Below are 22,574 nucleotides of genomic sequence, written 5' to 3'. Positions count from 1 at the left end.
TCGACTCTGGGCCTTCTGCGGCCATTACCTCAAGCTTAGGATCGTTGTTTCTATGCCGTCATCAGACCAGAACAATCCTACGGTAGCTCCCCACGAGGTGTCGGTGGTCATCCCCGTCTACAAGGGCGAAGGGACACTCGATGACCTCCTGCTTGAGATGCTGCCCTTGACCGCTGTGGGGAGAACCCCCCGGGGGGCGAAGTGGCGTATCGCCGAGGTGATCCTGGTCTTTGACAACGGTCCGGACGGATCAGCCGAAGTTATTCGGAAACTTCAGGTGAAATACAGCTTTGTGCGGTCGGTCTGGCTCAGCCGCAATTTCGGCCAACACTCGGCAACGCTCGCCGGCATGGCTTCAAGCGGTTCGGAGTGGATCGCTACGCTGGACGAAGACGGCCAGCACGACCCCGCTGACATCGGGGCGCTGCTTGACGCCGCGCTCGCCGAAGGGGCGCCGTTGGTCTACGCCAGACCGACTAATGAGGCGCCGCATGGCATGGTGCGCAACGCGGCCTCTCGTTCCGCCAAGGTCATTGTCTCGAGACTTTCCGGCAACCCGTCCATGATCGATTACCAGAGTTTCCGTCTCGTACTCGGCGACGTTGGGCGCAGCATTGCGGCGTACGCTGGGGCTCAGGTATACCTTGATGTGGCCTTGGGTTGGGTCGCGTCCAAGTACGCGACAGCCGCGGTTGAGTTGCGTCAAGATACCAGGCGCGCGTCGGGTTACTCCCTGCCGACCCTCTTCAGCCACTTCTGGAAGCTGATACTGTCCAGCGGAACTCGGGGCCTTCGACTCGTTAGCGTCCTGGGAGCCGTCTTTGCCCTCGCGGGGCTGCTGCTCGCGATGACCTTCGCGATCCAGCGCCTGACGTCGGGAGGCCTCCCAGTCGGTTGGACGTCTCAGATCACCGTTATTCTGATCGCGTCAGGGGCAATACTTTTCTCGCTCGGTGTAATTGCCGAATACATCGGGGTTGTCGTGAATATGGCCCTCGGCAAGCCCCCGTATCTCATCTTGAGTGATCCCGAGAACGGCCCGCTGGGGCGTAGGACTTTTCCTCTGTGACGTCCACAAGCTGGGTCATCGGCGCAGGCGGCCTGCTGGGATCGGCGATGGTCAGGGCTCTGGCGAAGGACAAGCTGAGCACCTTCACGTCGCGACCCATCGGATGGGATGGACCCCATGCCTCCCGTGACTTGGCGTCGGGGATGGCTGGCCTGCTTCGCGCGGCGGGGACGGGCTCTTGGCAGATCTTCTGGTGCGCCGGCGCGGGAGTAACAGACTCTGATCCGGTCAAGCTGGCGGGGGAGCTAACAACTCTGCGGTCATTTCTTGCGTCAGTCGCAGGTTTAGCGGCCTCGACCCTGGCGCGCGGTTCAATTGTCCTCACCTCGTCTGCAGGTGCCGTTTATGGCGGTTCGACCGGCGCGCCTTTTACGGAGCGCTCCCAAGTCCGACCGCTGGGGCAGTACGGCGCCAGTAAGCTGCGAGCTGAAGAGGAGCTTCAGCAGTTGTCCAACAAGACCGGAGTTTCGATATTCGTCGGCCGGATAGCCAACCTGTATGGTCCGGGACAGAGGCTGAATAAACGTCAAGGTCTCGTCTCGATGCTGTGCTTTTCAACGGTGACTCGGACGCCGATCTCCATCTTCGTCCCACTCGACACGTTGCGGGACTATATCTTCGTCGACGACTGCGCGCGAATCCTAGTTTCCTGTGGTCAGCGTTTGATCTCCCAACGCGGCGCTCAGACCGTACGTATGAAGATAATCTGTTCGGGTCGTGCGGTGAGTGTTGCGGCGGTGCTCGGGCAATTTCGCCAGGTGAGCGGGTCCAGACCGTTGGTTATTATGGGAACGTCGCGGGCAGCGTCACTGCAGAGCCGCGACTTGCGCCTCCGTTCGGAGTGCTGGCCCGATCTGGATCTTGTGCCCCAGATGACGTTCGCCGCAGGGATACGAAGCACTATCGATCACATGCGACTCGAATGGTTGCAGCCGGGGCGCTTGTCACGGCTTCAGGCATAGCGGGCCTCTCTCCAAGTTCTATCGGTTCCTAGAGGTCGGCGTGCAGCTGCCAGACGCGCTCGGCGGAATCCCGCCAGCTGAACGCCTTGGCTCGGTCGCTGCCGAAGATGCGCAGACGCTGCTCCAGCTCGGTATCGGTCAGGACCCGTGACAATGCGGCGGCCAACCCGTCCGCGTACCCGTCGGCATCCGCCCGCGCCACGACCAGGCCGGCATCGCCGGCCGCCTCAACGAGCGCGGGAGCGTCGGAGTGCACGACCGGTGTGCCCAGGTGGAACGCCTCGATGATCGACAATGCGAAGCCCTCTTCGAGGCTCGGGTACACGAACACCGCGGCGCGGGCGATGACAACGGCGAGGTCCTCATCGCTCAGCCCAGACACCGCCCGCACCCGGCCGGGCTCGAGCCCGGCCTCATCGGCGACCGACGCAATGTCGAGTTCGCCCCAGGAATCGGGGCCGATCACAACCAGGGGCAGATCGGGGGCGCCGGGTCGGCCGAGCGCCGTGATCAACGCGGTGATGCCCTTGCGCGGGTCGAGCGATCCCGTCGCCGCAATGTACTCCGTTGGAAGCTCCAGGGCGGCCGCACGGCTTGCCGCACGCGACTCGGGCGGGACAACCAATCCGCTGCCCACCGCGCCGCCAATCACGCGCACACGGTCGCCGAAGTCCATGATCTCGCCGAGCTGGGTGGCGACCGCGTGGCTGGGCACCACGATGGCGTCGGCGTACTTGCGGGCGCGTTTCGCCATGGCTTTCGTCCACGCCACCGTGGCAGGCGTGAGCGACTCCGGATGCGTCCACGCCAGCACGTCGTGAACGGTCACGGCCACCTGCGTGCCGTCGATCATTCGATCGTGACGGCGCAGCGGCGCGAGCAGTGACGGCGCATGGATCATGCCCGAACCGGACGACGCCGTGACACCGAGGCTCCACGCCACGGACAGTTCCCGGCGAGCGAGGGTCGTCTTCGCGAGGGACACCAGGCCCGGCAGCGCGGCCTCGATTTTCTCATACTGGTCGGGGGGAGACGACGAGACGATGCCTTCCACCTCGCACCCGGCCGGGGCCGTCGCGATGAGCGCGCGGGTGAGTTCCTCGGTGTAGCGGCCGACGCCACCGGGAACGGGCGCGACCATCTGATCGACGACAACACGAAGGGTGATCATTCGGTTCGGAGCGCTCCTTCGGCTGCGGCCTGGGAGAGGGCTTCCTCCCACGGGCGCATTGGTTCGAGGCCGGCCGCGCGCCAGGCGTCGTGGCCGAGCACGGAGTACGCCGGACGGGGCGCGGGGCGCACGAACGCCGAGCTGTCCGTGGGCAGTACGCGCGCGGGATCGAGGCCGGCCGACGCGAACACGGCCCGTGCGAAGTCGAACCACGTCGTCTTGCCGGAGTTGGTGCCGTGGTAGATGCCGGCGGGGGCATCCGCGTCGAGCAGATACACGATCTGGGCTGCGAGGTCGCTGGTCCAGGTGGGCTGACCGAACTGGTCGTTGACCACGCTCACCGTGTCGTGCGTTTCTGCCAACCGCAGCATCGTCTTGGCGAAGTTGGGGCCGTGCTGGCCATACAGCCACGCGGTGCGCACGATGTAGGACGCGGGCGCGTTCTTGGCGAGCACGAATTCCTCACCGGCGGCCTTCGTGCGCCCGTATGCGCTGATCGGGTCGAGCGGCGTGTTTTCGGCGTACGGGGTTGTGGCGCTGCCGTTGAACACGTAGTCCGTTGACACCTGAACGAGACGCGCACCGGCAATGGAGGCTGCGACGGCCAGGTTCCTGGCCCCCACCGCGTTCACGGCGTACGCCGCGTCTTCGTTTGTTTCGGCGTCGTCCACCTTTGTGTACGCCGCCGCATTGATCACCACGTCCTGACCCTCAACCACGGCCGTGACCGCGTCGAGGTCGGTCACATCGAGGTTTTCGCGCGCGAGCGCCGTCACGGTGTGTCCGGCCAGGGCCGCCTGCAGATCGCGGCCAAGCATGCCGGATGCGCCGGTGATCAAATACTTCATAGAGCTCCTCTAAACAATGAAAACGGTGGATCTACCCGTTCGAAAATACCGCGAAGGCGGAATTGACGGGGGCTAGTTGTCCAGGGCGGCGCGAGCCTTGAGGGGCTCCCACCAGCTGCGATTGTCGCGGTACCACTGCACCACATCGGCGAGCCCCTGTTCGAACGGAACCTCGGGCGCGTAGCCCAGCTCGGCCTGGATCTTGGAAATGTCCACCGAGTAGCGCAGGTCGTGGCCGAGACGGTCCGCGACGCGGTCCACGTACGACCAATCCTTGCCGGTGGAGTCGAGCAGCATCTGGGTGAGCTCCTTATTGGTGAGCTCGGTTCCGCCGCCGATGTTGTAGATCTCACCGGCGCGGCCGTCCACGAGCACCATGGCAATGGCGCGGGTGTGGTCATCGACGTGCAGCCAGTCGCGGATGTTGTTGCCCTCGCCGTAGAGGGGAACGTGCCTGTCGTCGATCAGGTTGCTGACGAACAGCGGGATGACCTTCTCGGGGAAGTGGTACGGGCCGTAGTTGTTCGAGCAGCGCGTGATCGACACGTTGAGGCCGTGGGTGCGGTGGTAGCTGCGGGCGAGCAGATCGCTGCCGGCCTTCGACGCCGAGTAGGGGGAGTTGGGTTCCAGTGCGCGCTCTTCGTCCCACGAGCCTTCCGCGATGGAGCCGTAGACCTCGTCGGTGGAGACGTGCACAAAACGCTTCAGGTCGTTGCGCAGGGCGGCGTCGAGCAGCTGCTGTGTGCCGAGCACGTTGGTCTCCACGAAAATGGAGGCGTCGCGAACCGAACGATCCACGTGCGACTCGGCGGCGAAGTGCACGACCGCGTCGATGCCGGGGAACAGGGTATCGAGCAGGGCGCCGTCGCGGATGTCCCCGTGTACGAACGTGTAGCGCGCAGAGTCGGCGACGGGAGCCAGATTCTCGAGGTTGCCCGAGTACGTGAGCGCGTCCAGCACCACGACCTCGGCACCTTCGAGGCCCGGGTACTTGTCTTCAATCGTGCGGCGGACAAAGTTGGAGCCGATGAAACCGGCGCCGCCGGTGACGAGGATCTTCATATGTGGTGTTGACCTGTCTCTAGTCGTTTGGGAGGCGACGCTATTCTAACCGGCGCCCTTGCGGGTGTGTGCCGAGCAGACTCCAGCACGGCGGCTCTGCGCTGAACGGCACAGTCGCGTCACCGGACCTGGCCGACGCGCGGGCTGTTCGACCCGGAACGGGCGAGCGCACCACCGCCGCGAAACTCCTCCGCGGCTCCCGTTGGAATCAAACCCCCCGTTTGGGACCGAATGAGCGGAGTATATGGGAGACTTTCTGTCTAGTGGTAAATATCGCGCGCGCAGGCGAAAGCCTGGCGACTCGCACAATACAGGGATGCAGGACGCACATGCGTGGGATTAACCGGTTTGCAAGATTAGCACTGGCAGCACTAGTCGTGGCGGTGGGACTCGTCGCGGTACAGGCACCGCCGCAGGCGGAGGCCATCTCAGGCTCGGATTTCAACCCGGGCTACATCATCGATGACTCGAAGTTCTATGCCAAGGATGCCATGACGGAGGCCCAGATCCAGGCCTTCCTGAACGCAAAGATCGGCACCTGCCTAAACTCCTACTGCCTGAACGTCCTCCGCATCGACACCCCCACGACTACTCTGTCCTTCGGCACCTGCGCCACCTATCCCGGTCAGGCAAATGAGTCGGCCGCGCGGGTGATTTACAAGGTCCAACAAGCCTGCACGATTAGTGCCAAGGCGATTCTGGTCACCCTGCAAAAGGAACAGGGGTTGGTGACAAAGAGGGCGCCGACAGCGCAGAATCTTCGCGCAGCCCTGGGGCAGGGCTGTCCTGACACCGCAGCATGTGACTCTGCTTTTTACGGCTTCTTCAACCAGGTGTACTCCGGGGCGCGCCAACTCGCCTGGTACGGCAACCCTGCGGGTTCGCACACGTCCATCAAGGTCGGTCAGGTGAATGCCGTCAGGTATCACCCGAATGCGGCCTGCGGCTCATCCAATGTGCTCATCCACAATCGAGCCACGGCGGCGCTCTACTACTACACCCCGTACCAGCCCAACAAGGCTGCTCTGGCCAACCTGGGCGGCACCGGCGACGGCTGCTCCTCCTACGGCAACCGCAACTTCTGGGATTACTACAATTCCTGGTTCGGTTCTCCCACCGGTGACCCGATGGGCAAGGTTCAGGCCGTCACCGCCGGAGTCAACGCGGTTAGCATTTCCGGTTGGGCAGTCGATCCGGACAATATGTCTGGCCCGGTCAGCGTGCGCGTGCACGGGGCCGGATGGAGCCAATACGTGACCGCCAACGGTTCCAACCCCGAGTCCGAAGCCAAATTCCCCGGGTCCGGCACGAACCACGGTTTCTCCATCATGCTCAATGCCGCCGTGGGGCAGCAAGACGTGTGCGTTGACGTCGCCAATCAGGGGCAGGGCCGGGATATCTCGCTGGGCTGCACATCGGTCAACGTGCCTTCCTCCGCAACGGTCTCGCGAACGTCCGGCACCGATCGGTATGAAACGGCGGCGAACATCTCCCTGAACAACTACGCACCTGGTATTGCTGTGGCGTACATCGCGGCAGGCGAGAACTTTCCCGATGCGCTGAGCGTCATTCCGGCTGCGGCCGCGGCAGGCGGCCCCGTGCTCCTGACGCCCAAGGGTTCGCTGCCACCCGCCGCCGCCACAGAGCTACAAAGATTGAAGCCGCAGAAGATCGTCATCGTCGGCGGGACGTCGGCGATCTCAGGGGACGTGGGCAGCCAGCTGAAGGCGCTCCCGAGCGCTCCAGAGGTCTCCCGCGTGGGAGGAATCGACCGCTGGGACACGTCGCTGCAGATCGGCGAGACGTTGGGCGCGCTTCGTTCCGGCAAGGCATTCATCGTGAGCGGGAATGATTTCCCTGACGCGCTGTCCGTTGCTTCCGCGGCCGGTGCCCAGGACAGCCCCGTTCTGTTGCTCGACGGAGTCGCATCTAACATTCCGGGCGATCTGTCGAGGGCCCTCCAAAAGTGGGGAGTGACCCAGCTCACGGTAGTGGGTGGGACGTCGGCAATCTCCGCTCGACTGGAGCAACAGCTTCGTGCGGTTCCGGGAGTCACCTCCCTGACCCGCCTCTCGGGCAGCGATCGATTCGCCACGTCTCTGGCGGTCAACACGGCGATGTACCCCACCGCGACCACCGGATATGTGGCCAGTGCCGCCGCATTCGCCGATGGGCTGACGGGCGGGGCACTAGCGGGGCGCGACTCAGCGCCCCTGTATCTGGCGCAGCCCAACTGCGTTCCGTCGGGCGTTATCGCGCACTTCCTGCAGGCAAAGGTGGCGAGCCTGAACCTCCTCGGCGGTACCGCCGCACTGGGCAACGGTGTGGGCTCCTTGACCCCCTGCGCCTGATCTCCCGGCCTCGGCCGCGCTGATACGCGCGAGCCGGGCCGGGCCCTTGTTAGACTGCGGGAGTGCAAATTCGAGAGCTTTCTGTCCCCGACTCCTACGAGATCACGCCGAAGCAGTTCGGCGACACTCGCGGGGTGTTTCTCGAGTGGTATCGCTTTGACGAACTCGAAAATGCGATCGGTCACCGCTTCGATATAGCCCAGGCGAACACATCCGTGTCCAAACGCGGGTCTGTTCGCGGGATTCACTTTGCGGATGTTCCGCCGAGCCAGGCCAAATATGTCACGGCCGTGCATGGTGCGGTACTCGACTACATCATCGACATCCGGGTTGGCTCGCCGACATTCGGGCAGTGGGACAGCGTGCTCCTGGACGATCAGGACCGCCGCGCCGTGTACATTGCCGAGGGGTTGGGACACTGCTTTGTGGCGTTGACCGAGGATGCCACCGTCAGCTACCTCGTGAGCAGCAAGTTCAACCCTGGTCGTGAGCACGGGATCAACCCCCTCGATGAAGAGATCGGTCTGGTATTCCCGGAAGAGGCCGGCGAATTGCTGTTGTCGCCTAAGGACACGGAGGCGCCGAGCCTGGCCGCCGCCGCCGCCGCCGGCCTGCTCCCGACCTGGGACGCTGCCCGCGCCTACTACGCCACTTTGAACGACAGGAACTAAGACTTATGCGCGGAATCATTCTGGCCGGCGGTTCGGGCACGCGCCTGTGGCCGATCACCAAGGGCATCTCGAAGCAGCTCATGCCAATTTACGACAAGCCGATGATCTACTACCCCCTGTCAACGCTGATGATGGCCGACATCAAAGAGATCCTGATCATCACGACCCCCGAGTACAACGAGCAGTTCCGGGCGCTCCTGGGTGACGGTGCGAGCCTGGGGATCCGGATTGAGTATGCCGTTCAGGCTTCGCCCGATGGTCTCGCCGAGGCGTTCATCATTGGCGAAGAGTTCATCGGAGACGAGACCGTGGCTCTTGTTCTGGGCGACAATATCTTCCACGGCGCCGGTCTCGGCGCATCCCTTCGGGGGAATGCTGAGCTTGAGGGGGCGCGTATTTTCGCCTATCACGTCTCCAACCCCACGGCCTATGGCGTGGTCGAATTCGACGAAACGTTGACGGCCGTCTCTATCGAGGAGAAGCCCGCCAAACCCAAGAGCAACTATGCCGTGCCCGGTCTCTATTTCTACGACAACTCTGTCGTGGAAATTGCCAAGACGATCGAACCCAGTGCTCGCGGTGAACTCGAAATCAGCACCATCAATGAGCGCTACCTGGAACAGGGCAAGCTTCACGTTCAAATTCTTGACCGTGGAACCGCATGGCTGGACACGGGAACGTTTGAATCGATGATGCAGGCTTCCGAATATGTGCGCGTCATTGAAGATCGTCAAGGGTTCAAGGTTGGTTGCATAGAAGAAATCGCATGGCGCGCGGGTTGGATCAACGATGAAGAGCTCGCTGTGCTCGCGGCTCCGCTGATCAAAAGCGGGTACGGAAAGTACCTCGGTAGTCTGCTGGTTGGGCCCGAATAGCATGAATACTGCGGCTGCGCATGAGCCCGAAACAGATGACTCAGCGTCGACGTCGGCCGCTACCCCGGCAGGAAACGACCGCTTGTCCGGTGTGCTTCGCTGGATTCGCCGGTCGTGGATCCCGATCGTTCTGGTCCTGGTCGCGTGTGTCAGCGGTGGCATCTCGACCGCGAACCATTCCGACCAGCTGGCGCCCTTCGATGAGTGGGTGTACTACGACTACGTTGTGAAGATTCCAGCGCAGGGAATCGTGCGCCAGGGCGAGTACATGGGGCACGAGGCGCTGACGGCGATGGCCTGCGACGGCGACTCCTTCGGACCACGCGGAGAGCCGTGCGACGCCGTCGAGGACACGTATGCGCAGTATCCGCAACAGGGAAAGACGTCCGCCGATCTCTACACGCCGATCTACTTCGCGATTACGTGGGCTCTGGCGAAGGGGGTTCAGTTCCTGACGGGGGCAGAGTTCCTCATGGCCGCCCGGGCGACCGGAATATTCTGGCTGGTCGGTGGGCTGCTCGTTTTCTACAAACTTCTGGCCCTGCTGAAGGTGCCTCGGCTGGTGAATCTGGGGCTGGGACTGGCCGTTATCGGTGCCCCGACGACGTTCTGGGCCAACACGTACATCTCCACGGATGCTCCGGTGTTTTTCATCGGCGCATTGCTCCTGCTGGCCGGAGTCGGGGCAGCGCTGGGACGAAGCTCACCATGGTGGCTGGTCCCGATCGCGATATTCGGCATCCTGCTCAAGGTGACCACGGTTCTCGCTCTTGGCCTGGTCGCGCTCTTCCTCCTGATCTTTGTCTTTTCCTCGTGGAGGGCACTCGGCCGTTCTCGGCGAATGAAGCTCCTCGCCGCCACCGTGGTGGCTGTTGGCGGAGCGGCGCTGTCTGAGGTGGCCTGGCTGCTCGTCCGGTCACAATTGTCGGTCGGGCCCGGACCGGATCAGGGGCTCACGACCGATTTCCTGTGGCGGGATATACTTGCGCAGTTGACCCTTTTCCTGAACCCGGGTGCGTTGGGTGGAGGCTACGACCCGATCCTTCGGCTCCCACCGATGCTCGGTGCCCCGCTGGTGCTCGTCACCGTGGCCGGTGTGGTCGCCTTCGTATGCATGAAACACGCGGACCCCCTCAATCGCTCGCTGTCCATTGCCACGGTGGCCGCCGCGACCGTCTTTGCGCCGATGCTTGCCATCACCATGTACGTGCTGCTTGGAGATGTTTTCCCCGTCATCGCACGCTATGCCATGACCCTGCTGCCGGCGTTCCTGCTTGCCGCCGCGTTCATGCTGCAGAACAAGTTCGCGCAGTGGGCCACTGTTGTTTACGGATCGCTGCTCGTTGTCACCGTCACGGTGTGCACGGTCATATTCGCGTAGCGCCACGGAAAGAACGGCCTACCGGGCGAGGTAATCCCGGAACTCGTTCTTGAGAACGGCCAGGGAATGGAACTGGTTGGTCTCATCGAGAACGAAGGTGATGTCCACATCGGCCTTGCGCACAGCCCAGCCTCGTTTCTGGGCGTAGCTGCACAACCACTGGTCCTCCAGAAAGGCGAAGCGTTGCGGAAGGTCCGTGAAGAACGACTTGTCCTGCACGATCTCCACATCGAGAATCGCGCCGCCTGTACCGGCATAGTCTGCGACGTGGCCGGGTTCCGTTTTGGTCCGGTTCCAGTGCGAGTCGATGTAGTTGTATGCCCACCAACCGGCGATCTCTCGCGGCTTCGCGTAGCGCAGCATTGATGCGGTGAATTCGCTTGTGACGTTCTCGTCATCGTCAAGCAGGACGATGTGCCCGCGGTACCCGTCTCGGAGCAACTGTCGGGCGAGGAAGAACCGAGCCAAGCCCCCGAAATTGCGTGAGCTGCACACGTATTCCACGCTGGAGAGTGAGCCGGCGCGTACGTAGCCTCCGATCTTGGCGCGGTAGTACTCGTCATCGCGAGGCTGGTTGTTCCACAGCAGGAGGCGGACGGGCCTGGAGCCGCTTTGGGCATCCAACTGCCCGAGAATATCATCGATGCGCTGGGGGCGATTCCAGAGACACATGACGACGGGCAGCGCCGTCGCATCCACCTCGCCTGTGAGCCGGTGCACGGTGAACCTGCCGGTGCGTCCTCGGTAGACGCCGAGGCGCCACTGGCCGGCCAGCCCCAGCGCCGCTGTGCGACCGGCGACGCGCGTGGCCGAAGTGAGCGCGGCTGTCTGTGCGCGCCCAACAGCTCCCCGCGCCACCCGGCGGGCCCGGCCCGCCTGCCGGCGCAGGAACCGAGTGCCTCGAGGAGGGACCGCCGCCAGGGTCGCCAGCAGCCCATTCACCGGGTCACCCACCAGCCCCGCACGGCAAGCCCAACCCGGAGCACCACCCGAACAGGCGCGAGGTACCAGGCGGAGTATTTCTGGGCGAGATAGATGTATGCGCTGTTGTGATGTACGCGCTCCATACGCTTTGCGCTGCCAGCGGTGGAGTGCGCTCCCGTATGCGTCACCACGGCCGCGGGAATGTACATATTCGTCCACCCCGATTTTCCGAGGCGGGCACCCAGATCGACGTCCTCGAAATACATGAAGAACCGGGGGTCAAAGCCGTCAACGGTCTCATACGCGCTGCGTCGAACCAGAAGGCACGCCCCCGAGAGCCAACCGGCTGCGCGGCGTTCGGTGCCGTAATTCTGATCGGACCGATACGTGGCGGACCATGGATTGCCCTTCCACAGTCGGGCGAAGACAGCGTGCCCGATGCCGGTTCGGAGGGACGGGAGGTTGCGGGCCGAGGGATATACCTGTCCCAATGCATCCAGGATCCTGGGTCCGAAGGAGCCGCAATCGGGAAGCTCCTCGGCCGCGAGCACGAGTGCATCGATCGCCCCGGGAGCGAACGTCACATCCGGGTTGGTGATGAGAAAATAATCGACGCCATCGCCGCAGGCCTTGATCCCCGCGGTGACACCCGCTCCGTAGCCCAGGTTGTCGGCCATTTCGAGAAGGCGGGCCCCGTGAGCCGCCGTCGCGGCTCGTTCCTCGGTGAGGTCGCGTGAGGCGTTGTCCACAATCACGACAGACAGCGGGCGCGTGCTTGCCTCGGAAAGCGAGTCAAGAAACGCCGTCAGTGTGGCACCTGTGTTGTGAGTAACACTGACGACAAGCACGGAGGAGGACATGGGGCCTTTCTAAGGTCATACGGTGCGAAGCTCGCTCGAGGTCCGTGGCTAACGCGTTGGTGCGAGCTCGAAAAATTCGGGAACCGAATACGTCGATCCGACCGCGAGTTCCATGTCCACCACGTCAAACGAGCAGGCTTGGGGAAGGTCGGCGAAGTGACGACCCGTGGAATCCATGAGGGAGACGTTGACGAAGTACTTGCCGCCGCCAAAATGGGTATCGCGAAGACGGAACCAGATGGTTCGGCGGCCCTCCAGCGGCTTCAGGCGCAGTGACAGGCGTTTTGTCGTTGTGCCGTAAGCAACTTGCCCGAGCGTGTTGTCAATTTGGATGGCGCACATCCAGTCTTCGGTGATGCCGAAGTGTTCGATGTCCATCTCGATGAGCAGGTCGTCGCCTTGATGCAGGGCCTCGTCTGGGCCGCGAGCCTCAGGGCGCGCACTGGCAGCATGAACGACTGCCTCTCTTTCCGTCTCAACGGACACCGGTGTGACCTGTGCCAGGCGGCGATCTTCGAGGATGTCGCGAAACTGGGCGACGGCGATGCGGGGTTCGCCGTCGAATTCGATGGCTCCCTTGTTGAGGAGGATGGCGCGGTCACACAATTCCACGACTTGGCTCAGCGCGTGTGTCACCAGAATGATGGTCCGTCCCTCCTCCTGGAAGGAGCGGATCTTGTCGAGACATTTCCGCTGGAAGGCTTCGTCCCCGACCGCGAGTACCTCGTCGACCAGGAGCAGGTCCGGGTCCGTGTGAACGGCGACGGCGAACGCGAGGCGCACGTACATTCCGGAAGAATAGAACTTCACTTGCGTGTTGATGAAGTCCCCGATGCCGGAGAACTCGAGTATGTCGTCGAACCGGGCCTCGGTGACAGAGCGGCTCAGCCCCATGATCGAGGCGTTGAGGAAGACGTTCTCTCGGCCGGTGAGGTCGGGGTGGAAACCGGCCCCGAGTTCCAGGAGCGCGGCGACACGGCCACGCCGCGTGACGCTTCCTGAAGTCGGGTCGATGATCCCCCCGATGACTTTCAGGAGGGTGCTCTTGCCCGAACCGTTGTGACCGATGAGTGCGACCGTGTGACCGGCCTGGATGCTTGTCGTCACACCGTTCAGGGCCCAGAACTCCTCGCGGTGTCGGCGTCCCACTCGCCCGAGGGTGACGAGGCGTTCCTTGAGAGAATTGTCCTTGCGCAAAACGAAGCGCTTGGAGACGTCGTCGATCACAATGATGTCCGGGGTGTCGCCGACGTCGCGTGAATTTTCCTGCTGCTGCATCATCCTGATTTCCGTGATCTGTCGTCTAGAGGGCCTGGGCGAAATTGCCCTGAAGTCTGGCAAAGACGCGCTGAAAGATCACCAAGAGGATGCAGCCGACGACGAAGGCTATCCCGAGCCGCATCATCAGATCGGCTGGACTTTCCACGATTCCCTGGCCGGCCGTCCACATCGCCCGTTGGAAGCCGAGCACGCTCAGTGTGATGGGGTTGTTCGTGTAGATTTCGAGCGCGATTCCGCTTCCGAGGAAGTCCTTGACCATTTCCCACGAATAGACGATGGGCGACGCCCAGAGGGCGAGGAGCAGCAGCACTTCCACCAGATACTGCATGTCGCGCAGGTACACGTTGACCGCGGCGAGGAGTACTCCAAATGCCGTTCCGAACACCAGCAACACCAGAAGTGCAGGTACGAGATACACGATGTCCGGGGTCGTCGGAAACGCGCCAAGCAGGATCGTTGCGACGATCAGAATCAGGAATTGATTGAAGAAGTTGAACAGGGCGGAACCCACGCTGGCCAACGGGAATATCTCCCGAGGCAGGTAGATCTTCTTGATCAGACCGGCATTGCCCACGATCGAAGACGTCGCACTCGACAAGATCTCGCTGAAGAGGCCGTAGGCGGTCAGGCCGGTGAAAACGTAGATCGCGAAGTCCGGAATGCCGCGCTCAGCGGAGAGAAACTTTCCAATGACGATGTAGTAGATGAAGAGCTGGGTGAGCGGACGAACGAGCGTCCAGACAAAACCCAGCGCGCTGTCCTTGTATCGGGATTTGAGGTCGCGACGCACCAGCAGAGCGAGCATCTCGCGATTGCTGAATACCTCACGCAAGGTCGCCCGGAGACCGCGGCCTTTACCCGGGCCTGAACCGACCGTCACCAGGTCCTGCGAGGCAAGATTGGCGAAACGCTCTTGAGCTGACATTCACATTCATTTCATTACGGGGACGAGGACGAAGACTGAGTAAGTATAGTGACCTGCCCTGATGGCTCCGTCGGGGCTAGGAGCTGGGGACGGTTGTGCCCTCCAGATGGCGCAGCCAGCGATCACTGAAGATGCGCTCGTTGCTCTCCACCGCGGCGAACCGGCCGGGGCTGAACACCTGAAGGTGTTTGACGATCGAATGGCTCACCAGAAAAAAGGTGCAGCCGGACCTGTCTCGCATTCTCAGCGAGATGTCCGCGTCTTCGCACCCGTTGGAGAAGAGTGGATCGAATCCTCGGACTCCGACGAATTCTGCCGCGCTGAACATTACGGAGACAGCCGATACGGCATCGACGCGCTGGTTGTGCTCGGAGCGGTCAGTCCGCGCGCGGGGCAGAAAGTGCGGAGGGGGGAAGGTAATTCCGGTGTCCAGCGTTTCCTGGCTCTCGCCGATGATCACCGATTGCGCTGCGCCGGTGTGTTCCTGTCCCGCGAAGGCTGCCGCCAGGGAGTCCAGCCAGCCAGGAGTCACGCACGTGTCGTTGTTGAGGAATGCCACGAGCGCACCCGACGTGAGCGAGAAGCCCATGTTTGACCCCAGGGCAAAGTTCACGTTCCTGATGAGCGAGACACACGTCACGCGCGCATCGCCGAGGAGCCCCGCGGACAGAATCTCACCAACCGAAGACGGAGACCCATTGTCGACGACCACGAGCTCGAAAGGCCGCGATCCGGCGCACTCGAGGATGGATCGGACGGCGACCAGAGTCATCCGCCAGTCGGCGTAGGTCAGCATCACGATGGAAAGGACATCTGAACGTCGGGTACCGAGGCCGGTCTCAAGAGCGGTCCAGTCCATCAGGTACTTACTGAGTACGACTTGTTCCCAGCCGGCCGGCTCAGTGGTGCTGATCCGGCCCGCTTCCTTGTTGTGGCTGTAGGCAACACCGATGAAATTCAGAAATACCGGGCGTTCTATCGCGAAAAGCCGGATGACGAGATCGTAGTCAACCCACCTCTTCAGCGTTTCGTCGAAACCGCCGATGGCGAGGAGGGCCTCACGCCGTGATATCAGGGTATTCAGGTCGACAAAATTGCCGCCGGCCAGGAGATCTTCGCGGTCTCCTGCGAAAGCCAGGTATTCACTTTCCCCATGCTCGTCTACGAGCTGCACGGCGGAATGAACGGCCACGGCCTGCGTTTGCCCGAGTGCGTGCACACTGCGCTCCAGGATCCGTTCCGTCCACGCGTTGTCGGAGTCGATGAAGGCGACGTATTCACCAGTTGCGGCGCTGAGACCCGCATTGCGGGCAGCCGAGACTCCGGTAGGCGGCTGGCGAAGCAACCGGATCCTGGGATCGGCGGTTGCGAAAGTTGACACGACCGACGGCGTGTCATCTGAGGATCCATCGTCGACGACCAGGAGCTCCCAATTGAGGTACGACTGAGCGAGGACGGACTGAATTGCCGTCGGCACCAGATGCGCCCGGTTGCGGACAGGAAGAACCACCGTGACCAGCGGCATGAGGCGGCCATCCGACTCGGTGTCTTCGGTGTTCACAATCGGCGCGGTGGACAGTCGTGGTCGCAGCAGGCGGGCCCGTTTATTGTTGTGCTCCGCAGTCACGAGCGCCTGTTCTCGCGCCTGCCCCACCGTTGGTGTTCCTGCGCACCACTGGTGAACGGGCAAAGGCGACGTCTCTGAGGCCTGGCGAAGAAAATGCTCGAGCGCGATTCGGGCGGTGACCGGCGTGCGACCCGTCGGGTTCAGCTGTTCAGCGTAGCGCTGGGCGTCGAACGTGGGTGCCGTGGACGCCGGGCGATCGCCACCAAACAGGAAAGTCTCGAGCGTGCGGTCGTGCTCCGGTGACGCGTGAAACGTGTACCACTCGTGCTGAAAGAACGGTGAGGGCGACAGTCCCTGCGCAATCCCAGCATCCACGAAGTGCTCAACCGCGCTTTCCACGGTGGAGAAATACACCCCCGCCTGCAACTCGTAGTACTCCCAGTCGAATATCGGCGAACGGGATATCGAACGGATCTGGCGACGGCGTTGACGCATCGATGCTCGCGCGCGTGCAGATCGCCAGGGCAGGAAGCTCATCGCCCGAGACACTGGCACGTGCGGGTCACCGTCCATTGCCACTCCCACTTTCGCATGAACTCGTTCTCAGATGATGGACGCACCCCACTGTTGCCGTGTTACCGACGGGCTGACAGGGTCTTGAGCCAACGAACGGGGCGGGTGAGCCGCCAGGACGTGCTGCGTTCCATGCTCTCGATGCGGAACACAAGATCCGCCACGTGCTGGTTCCGAGGGGATCGAACCCCGGCGACGATGTCTGCTGCGCGTCGAGGAGCGGTGCAGAACTCGATCAGTGGCTTCAACATGTCGCTCCACTTGAGCTGCTGCGCATAACGGATCACGTTTTGCCTGGCGGCATCGCGCTCGCCGTCGGCGTAGAGCAGGCCTTCAAGCGCCGCCTCCAGGGCGACTGCATCCTTCGGCGGCACAACTCGTCCCAGGCCGTTGTCCGCGATAATTGTCGCGAACGTGTCGCCTGCTGTGCTGACAATGGGGAGCGAAGCCCACAGGTAATCCAGAATGCGGGTTCGGAAGCTGAAGGAGGTTTCAAGGTGGTCGAAGTGTGTGCTCACACCGATGTCCGCGTCCAATAGGAAGTTGGCGCGCTCCTGGTAGGGAACCCAGCCCTCATTGAAGAAGACGACCGTGTCCAACAGTCCCAAGTCAATGGCCAGCTGCCGGGCCTTCAACGACACCTCCATCTCCGGGACATTCGGGTTCGGGTGTTTGACGCCGAGGAAGAAAAGCCGGAGCTCGGGGTGGCGCTGCGAAAGCGCGTGCACTGACGTGATCAGCGTCAGCGGGTCAAACCAGTTGTAGATCCCGCCGCCCCACAGGATGACCGTGTCGGTCTCGCTGATGCCCGGGACAACGCCCTTGATGCCCCGCCGTACCTGAACGGGCGGCTCGTCTTCAATGCCGAACGGCGCGATTGCCAGTAGTGAACGAAGGCTGGCGTCTTCGTCGTACGTTGCAGGATTGATGCGGCTGAGGGCAGCGAGGTGGCCGAGCCAAAAGTCCCGCTGCTTTTCAGACGCGCAGAGCATGAAGTCCGCCCGTTCGATCTGCCCGTTGAGCACCTCAACGGTGTGCAGCGACTGTTCCAGCCGAGCCGGCGGTACGAGACCCTTGCCCTGTTCGAGCACCTCAAGGTGCATCGGATCGTAGATATCAGCAACGAGGATGTGGTCGCTCTCGCCCAGCCACGGAAATCCGGCCAAGATGTGGCCTTGGAAGACGATGACGTCCGCCCACTCTGCGTGGCTGCGAAGCACCGAGTCGTCCGCGTAGCCGACCTGAAAGTCCGTGCTGAGCAGCTCCGAACTCACCGTCGAGACGAGTCTGACATCGGCCACGCGTGACAACGCCTTCGCCATCTCGAACGCGCGGATCGCCGGACCTGCCATCAGGATGCCCAGTGTGTCGGGCGTGATGATGAGAACTTTTCGCTGCACGTTTCCTCTTCGATCTGCAAGTGAGTGCATGGTTGGCCGCAATGTCCCGGCACTGTCTGTGGCGGGACGCGGCTGATTATGGAGATTACCACGGCCGCTTTTGAGACTCCGGGCCGCAAGGGCCAGATGGCGAGGGACCGGAGCAAAAGAGAGCTTTGATAGAATCGCACTCGGTGTTCCGCTATCGAGAGGTTTGCATGCCAACGCAGCGCGCAAATGTTGTTTCTGTCGTCCTCGTCAACTACAAGGGGACCGACGACACAATCGCCGCCATTCAAAAGCTCGGCGAACTCGATTGGCCGAGCGAACTACTCGAAATCGTTGTCGTCGAGAATGCGTCTGGAGACGACAGTGTCGCGCGTATTCGGGCAGCTGCGCCCCACGTCATTCTGATTGAGTCGCGTGAGAATCTCGGATTCGCCGGCGGCTGCAACCTTGGCGTCAAATCCTGCACGGGCGAGTTCCTCGCATTTCTGAACAACGACGCCAAGCCGGACTCGGCCTGGGTGCGTGCCGCCGTCGATCGCTTCGCCGAGAGTCCCAACATCGGCGCGGTCGCGAGCAAGGTTGTGGACTGGGATGGTGTCCTGGTCGACTACATCGGATCGGCCATGACCTGGTTCGGTCAGGGGTACAAGCCGCTGACCGCCGCCCCGTTGCCCGGTACGCCAGACCGCGTGACCGACGTGTTGTTCGGCACGGGCTCCGCGATGTTCGTTCGCCACTCCGTTTATGTGGAACTGGGCGGATTTGACGAGAGATTCTTCATGTTCTTCGAGGACGTCGACCTCGGTTGGCGACTCAACCTCCGCGGGTGGCGTTTCGTGTACGAGCCAGCGTCCTTCGCCTACCACAAGCACCACGCGTCGATGTCCTCCTTCGGAGCCTTCAAGGAGGCCTACCTCTTGGAGCGCAACGCGCTTTTTGCACAGTACAAGAACCTCGGCGAAGAGGCTCTGAACCGCACGTTCGCCGCCACCGTGCTGTTGGCAGTGCGTCGCGCGGTCGCCCGCGGCGAACTTGACTCGACATCCTTCGACCTGCGCAAGGGCGGCGACGACGGCCCCGTGATGTCGGTGGCCAAAGACACGCTCGCCGGCGTGTACGCCATCGATCAGTTCGTTGAGGACCTGCCCGCGCTCACGAAATCACGCAACGAGGTGCAATCAAGTCGGGTTGTCGCGGACAACAAGCTGTGGTCCCTTTTCGGGGAAACCGATGCGCCATCCTACTCGTCCGAACATTACCTTGAGGGTTACGACAAAATTGTCACAGCCTTTGGCGTGACAGAGGCCCCCGTCGTCACGCGTGTAATGATCATTACCGGCGATCCGATTGGTGGAAAAATGGCCGGCCCGGCTATCCGCGCCTGGCACATGGCAGAGACGCTGGCGAAGGACCATGCCGTCACCCTCGTTACTTTGGCCGGAGCGGAAGCGGTGTCGGCGCCCTTCGACATCACGCACGTGCGGCCCGGTGATGACCGGGCCATGCGCAAGCTCGAACAAGGCGCTGACGTGATTATTTTTCAGGGATTGGCCATGGCGCTTTTCGAGTCCCTGAGAAAAACGGACAAGATCATCGTGGCCGACATCTACGATCCGATGCACCTCGAACAGCTTGAGCAAGGTCGGGAGCTGGGCCCGGAACAGTGGAGCCGGCAGGTTTCTGACGCGACCGATGTGCTCAATGAACAGCTGGCACGCGGGGACTTCTTTCTCTGCGCCTCCGACCGTCAACGCCACTTCTACCTGGGTCAGCTCGCCGCCCTGGGGCGGGTCAACCCAGCGAACTATGCCGACGACCCGGACCTGACGAAACTCATCGATGTCGCCCCGTTCGGCCTCAACCGCGTCTTCCCGCCCGCAACGCGGCCGGTGCTGAAGGGCGTTCGCCCCGGTATCGGTGCCGACGACAAGCTCCTCCTCTGGAGCGGCGGCCTGTACAACTGGTTCGATCCCAAGACTCTCATCTCGGCCGTGGCCGAGCTGTCCCAGACGCACGACAACATTCGACTATTCTTCCAGGGTACGAAGCACCCGCACCCCGGCGTACCGGAGATGGGTATCGTCGCTGAATCTCGGGCGCTTGCCAGCGACCTGGGCGTGCTCGACTCTGCCGTCTTCTTCAACTCGTCGTGGGTTGACTATGGCGACAGGCATAACTACCTCGGCGAAGCGGACGCCGGCGTCAGCACGCATTTCGCGCATGTTGAGACAACGTTTTCCTTCCGCACCCGTATCCTGGACTATCTGTGGGCCGACCTCCCCATGGTTGTGACGGAGGGCGATCATTTCGCCGAGATCATCGCCGCGGAGAATCTGGGAATTGTGGTTCCGTCCCAGGACGTGTCGGCGCTGGTGGCGGCCATGGAACGCGTTCTCTTTGACGAGGAGTTTGCGGCGACGGCCCGAGCGAACATTCGGCGTGTCCGCGAACGGTTCGAGTGGGAGACTGCCCTTGCGCCCCTCGTGGCCTTCATTGCGAACCCGAGGCATGCTCCCGACCTGATCGCGAGCGGCGTTGTCGCTCCCGGCACGGCCTCGGCGCGGCGACCCGTCATCCGCCGCCGCAAGCACGGGCTGCGGCATGACGCCGGTCTCGTGGTTCACTACCTTCGCACCGGGGGTCCTCGGGTCGTGGTGAAGAAGGTGCAGAGCCGCCTTCGGCGCCTCCGGTGACGGACTCGCGGGTCTCCGTGGCGCTGTGCACCTTCAACGGTGAGCGCTTCGTCGAGGAACAGGTGCGGAGCATCCTCGTCCAGGGCGATGTCGTCGGCGAGATCATCGTGGCTGATGACGGGTCCAGTGACGATACGGTGCGTCGAGTTCGCGCCCTGGCAGATCAAGCTACAGCCGCAGGGGCGCTGACCGAATTCCGGTTCCTGGCCGGTGGCGGCTTCGGCGTGACGGCTAATTTTGAACGCGCGGTGGCGGCCTGCAAGTTCGACTTGATCGCGTTGGCCGACCAGGACGATGTTTGGCGGGCGGACAAGATGACGCGCATGATCGCCGAATTCGACAGGCGGCCTGATCTGTTGTTTCTGCATACCGATGCTCGCCTCGTCGACGCGAACGGTCTGCCCACGGGGCGCCTCCTGCTCAGTAGCCTTGAGCTCAGCGAGGCCGATGCAGCCGCCATTCACGGAGGCGATGCCTTTCGTGTCTTGTTACGGCGAAATCTGGCCACCGGTGCCACCAGCATGATCCGACGCGGCCTGCTGCGGAGTGCATTGCCATTCCCGCCAGGTTGGGTGCACGACGAGTGGCTGGCAGCCATCGCGTCGGCCATCGGGGACGTCGACTTTATCCCCGACCAGCTGGTCGACTATCGCCAGCACGGCGGCAACCAGATCGGAGTTCTCGTTCCGACGTTGGGAATCAAGATCCGCCGGGTGCTCGAAGACCGCGGCTCGCGCAACCGAGTACTGGCGGTTCGCTCCGGCGGCCTTGTCGACCGTTTACGTGAACTCGGATCCGCCGTCTCTCAGGACCGCGTCTCCGCGGCAGGCGCAAAGGCCTTGTTCGAGAGGTACCGGGCGAATCTCCCGACGAACAGAATCCGGCGGATCTCACCCGTGCTGCGCGCTGCGTATTCAGGGCAGTACTCACACTTTGCCAGTCAGGGCGCACTCGACATCGTGCGTGATCTGGTTCAACCTGCGTCGCAGAGGAATGCGCCATGACGACACGAATGGCTCGGACACCTTCGATGCCGGCGCGCACGGGGCTCAGCTTCATCCTGCTCGCGACAGCCATCGGCGGACTCACCGGATACGCGGTCCAAGCCGTGGTTCTTGCTCACCTTGACCCGCCAGACTATCTTCGGTTCGGCGTCTTCTGGTCAGCGTTGTATCTTGTCGTCAGCGGCCTGGCCGGAATCCAGCAAGAAATCACGCGCGCGACGAAGATCCGGTCTGAACGCGCCTCGGTCGCGGCTGCGAGCACGACTGCCCGACAATTCGGTGCGATGGCAGTAGTACTCGTTTTTGGGGCGCTCGCGTCCACGGGCGCCCTCTGGGGCCCGATGGTCTTTTCGGGGGCCTCATCATGGTCGTTGGTCCTGGCGGTGGCCGTCGGCGCGTCGTCCTACGTCGTGGTCGCGGTGTTCTCCGGGACCATGTACGGTCTTCACCGGTGGCGCACCCTCGCAGTGATGATTTCCATGGATGCGCTGTTGCGCCTCGCGTTTGTAACTCTGTCCCTCTCCCTCGCACTGACCAACGAGCTGCTGTCCTGGGCCGTTGTGCTCCCGTTTCCGCTGACGATTCTGATGGTGTGGCTGGTCGTGCGCCGCAGCATTGCCGGACTTGCCGTGCTGGATGTCGGCGTCAAGCAAGTCTCCTGGAATTCCGTCAGAACCGTGACGGGTTCTGTAGCCACGGGAATCCTGATCAGTGGTTTTCCGCTCTTCCTCAGCGTTTCCTCGCACAGCGACTCGGCCACAGCCGTTGGCACCCTGATCGCTGTCGTGACGTTGACCCGGGCTCCGCTCGTCATCCCTTTCCTTGCACTGCAGAGCTACCTCATTGTGTACTTCCGGGATCATACTCAGACGTTCTGGCGGTCGTTCGCGATCACTCTTGGCGCCATCGGCGCGGCCACGGCGGTCGCCTCCCTGCTGGCATGGTGGATCGGTCCCGAAATCCTCGCGC

The 22,574-nt window shown here is 62.6% G+C and carries 17 protein-coding genes; 8 read left to right on the top strand and 9 right to left on the bottom strand.

The genetic code is table 11. The annotated features are described in order from the left end of the window. The first annotated feature begins 52 nt into the window (after positions 1-52). Both AC1MB9_RS12070 and AC1MB9_RS12065 read left to right on the top strand, forming a co-directional pair. Positions 53-1,069 carry a glycosyltransferase gene (locus tag AC1MB9_RS12070; protein ID WP_479962191.1) on the top strand — a complete coding sequence of 339 codons (1,017 nt, stop codon included), beginning with the start codon at positions 53-55 and terminating at the stop codon, positions 1,067-1,069. After that, positions 1,066-2,031, top strand: a complete 966-nt coding sequence (locus tag AC1MB9_RS12065; protein WP_479962190.1) for an NAD-dependent epimerase/dehydratase family protein — start codon at positions 1,066-1,068, stop codon at positions 2,029-2,031. The genes AC1MB9_RS12070 and AC1MB9_RS12065 overlap by 4 nt, the downstream gene beginning before the upstream one ends. A 28-nt stretch (positions 2,032-2,059) precedes the next feature. On the opposite strand, the gene AC1MB9_RS12060 is transcribed toward AC1MB9_RS12065, so the two are convergent. The 3 genes from AC1MB9_RS12060 to rfbB all read right to left on the bottom strand — a co-directional run bounded on the left by AC1MB9_RS12060 (position 2,060) and on the right by rfbB (position 5,112). Then, positions 2,060-3,202 (bottom strand): glycosyltransferase family 4 protein, encoded by a 1,143-nt coding sequence (locus tag AC1MB9_RS12060; protein WP_479962189.1) that lies wholly within the window; start codon positions 3,200-3,202, stop codon positions 2,060-2,062. Beyond that, a complete protein-coding gene (gene rfbD / locus AC1MB9_RS12055) occupies positions 3,199-4,050 on the bottom strand; it encodes a dTDP-4-dehydrorhamnose reductase (RefSeq protein WP_479962188.1) in 852 nt (283 codons plus the stop codon). Before rfbD ends, AC1MB9_RS12060 begins: the two co-directional genes overlap by 4 nt. Positions 4,051-4,122: 72 nt before the next feature. Next, a complete protein-coding gene (gene rfbB, locus AC1MB9_RS12050) occupies positions 4,123-5,112 on the bottom strand; it encodes a dTDP-glucose 4,6-dehydratase (RefSeq protein ID WP_479962187.1) in 990 nt (329 codons plus the stop codon). A gap of 329 nt (positions 5,113-5,441) precedes the next feature. Between rfbB and AC1MB9_RS12045 the strand changes: the two genes are divergently transcribed. The 4 genes from AC1MB9_RS12045 (at position 5,442) to AC1MB9_RS12030 (ending at position 10,390) form a co-directional block, all read left to right on the top strand. Then, on the top strand, positions 5,442-7,463 hold the full coding sequence (locus AC1MB9_RS12045) for a cell wall-binding repeat-containing protein (RefSeq protein WP_479962186.1): 2,022 nt from the start codon (positions 5,442-5,444) through the stop codon (positions 7,461-7,463). A gap of 62 nt (positions 7,464-7,525) precedes the next feature. Next, entirely contained in the window at positions 7,526-8,134 is a 609-nt protein-coding gene (locus AC1MB9_RS12040) for a dTDP-4-dehydrorhamnose 3,5-epimerase family protein (protein WP_479962185.1), read from the top strand. Positions 8,135-8,139: 5 nt separating this feature from the next. Beyond that, entirely contained in the window at positions 8,140-9,009 is an 870-nt protein-coding gene (gene rfbA / locus AC1MB9_RS12035) for a glucose-1-phosphate thymidylyltransferase RfbA (protein WP_479962184.1), read from the top strand. 82 nt (positions 9,010-9,091) lie between these two features. Beyond that, positions 9,092-10,390 carry a hypothetical protein gene (locus AC1MB9_RS12030; RefSeq protein ID WP_479962183.1) on the top strand — a complete coding sequence of 433 codons (1,299 nt, stop codon included), beginning with the start codon at positions 9,092-9,094 and terminating at the stop codon, positions 10,388-10,390. A gap of 18 nt (positions 10,391-10,408) precedes the next feature. On the opposite strand, the gene AC1MB9_RS12025 is transcribed toward AC1MB9_RS12030, so the two are convergent. From AC1MB9_RS12025 to AC1MB9_RS12000, 6 genes are all read right to left on the bottom strand, one after another. Beyond that, positions 10,409-11,332, bottom strand: a complete 924-nt coding sequence (locus tag AC1MB9_RS12025; protein ID WP_479962182.1) for a hypothetical protein — start codon at positions 11,330-11,332, stop codon at positions 10,409-10,411. After that, complete coding sequence (locus tag AC1MB9_RS12020) at positions 11,329-12,174, bottom strand: glycosyltransferase family 2 protein (protein ID WP_479962181.1); 846 nt, start codon at positions 12,172-12,174, stop codon at positions 11,329-11,331. The genes AC1MB9_RS12025 and AC1MB9_RS12020 overlap by 4 nt, the downstream gene beginning before the upstream one ends. Before the next feature lie 48 nt (positions 12,175-12,222). After that, on the bottom strand, positions 12,223-13,455 hold the full coding sequence (locus AC1MB9_RS12015) for an ABC transporter ATP-binding protein (RefSeq protein WP_479962180.1): 1,233 nt from the start codon (positions 13,453-13,455) through the stop codon (positions 12,223-12,225). A 22-nt stretch (positions 13,456-13,477) separates the two neighbouring features. Beyond that, positions 13,478-14,380, bottom strand: a complete 903-nt coding sequence (locus tag AC1MB9_RS12010; RefSeq protein ID WP_479962179.1) for an ABC transporter permease — start codon at positions 14,378-14,380, stop codon at positions 13,478-13,480. Between the two features lie 76 nt (positions 14,381-14,456). Beyond that, positions 14,457-16,520 (bottom strand): glycosyltransferase, encoded by a 2,064-nt coding sequence (locus tag AC1MB9_RS12005; RefSeq protein WP_479962178.1) that lies wholly within the window; start codon positions 16,518-16,520, stop codon positions 14,457-14,459. Between the two features lie 62 nt (positions 16,521-16,582). Continuing rightward, on the bottom strand, positions 16,583-17,920 hold the full coding sequence (locus AC1MB9_RS12000) for a glycosyltransferase family 4 protein (RefSeq protein WP_479962177.1): 1,338 nt from the start codon (positions 17,918-17,920) through the stop codon (positions 16,583-16,585). A gap of 197 nt (positions 17,921-18,117) precedes the next feature. Between AC1MB9_RS12000 and AC1MB9_RS11995 the strand changes: the two genes are divergently transcribed. Next, positions 18,118-20,601, top strand: a complete 2,484-nt coding sequence (locus AC1MB9_RS11995) for a glycosyltransferase (protein WP_479962176.1) — start codon at positions 18,118-18,120, stop codon at positions 20,599-20,601. A 17-nt stretch (positions 20,602-20,618) separates the two neighbouring features. Continuing rightward, the gene (locus AC1MB9_RS11990; RefSeq protein ID WP_479962175.1) at positions 20,619-21,605 is read left to right on the top strand and encodes a glycosyltransferase family 2 protein; all 987 of its coding nucleotides are present in this window, start codon (positions 20,619-20,621) and stop codon (positions 21,603-21,605) included. Positions 21,606-22,574 lie beyond the last annotated feature (969 nt).

The organism is Cryobacterium sp. AP27, from assembly GCF_056680495.1.
The sequence above is the reverse complement of the archived record's forward strand: the minus strand, read 5'-3'. Positions and strand labels throughout refer to the sequence as shown.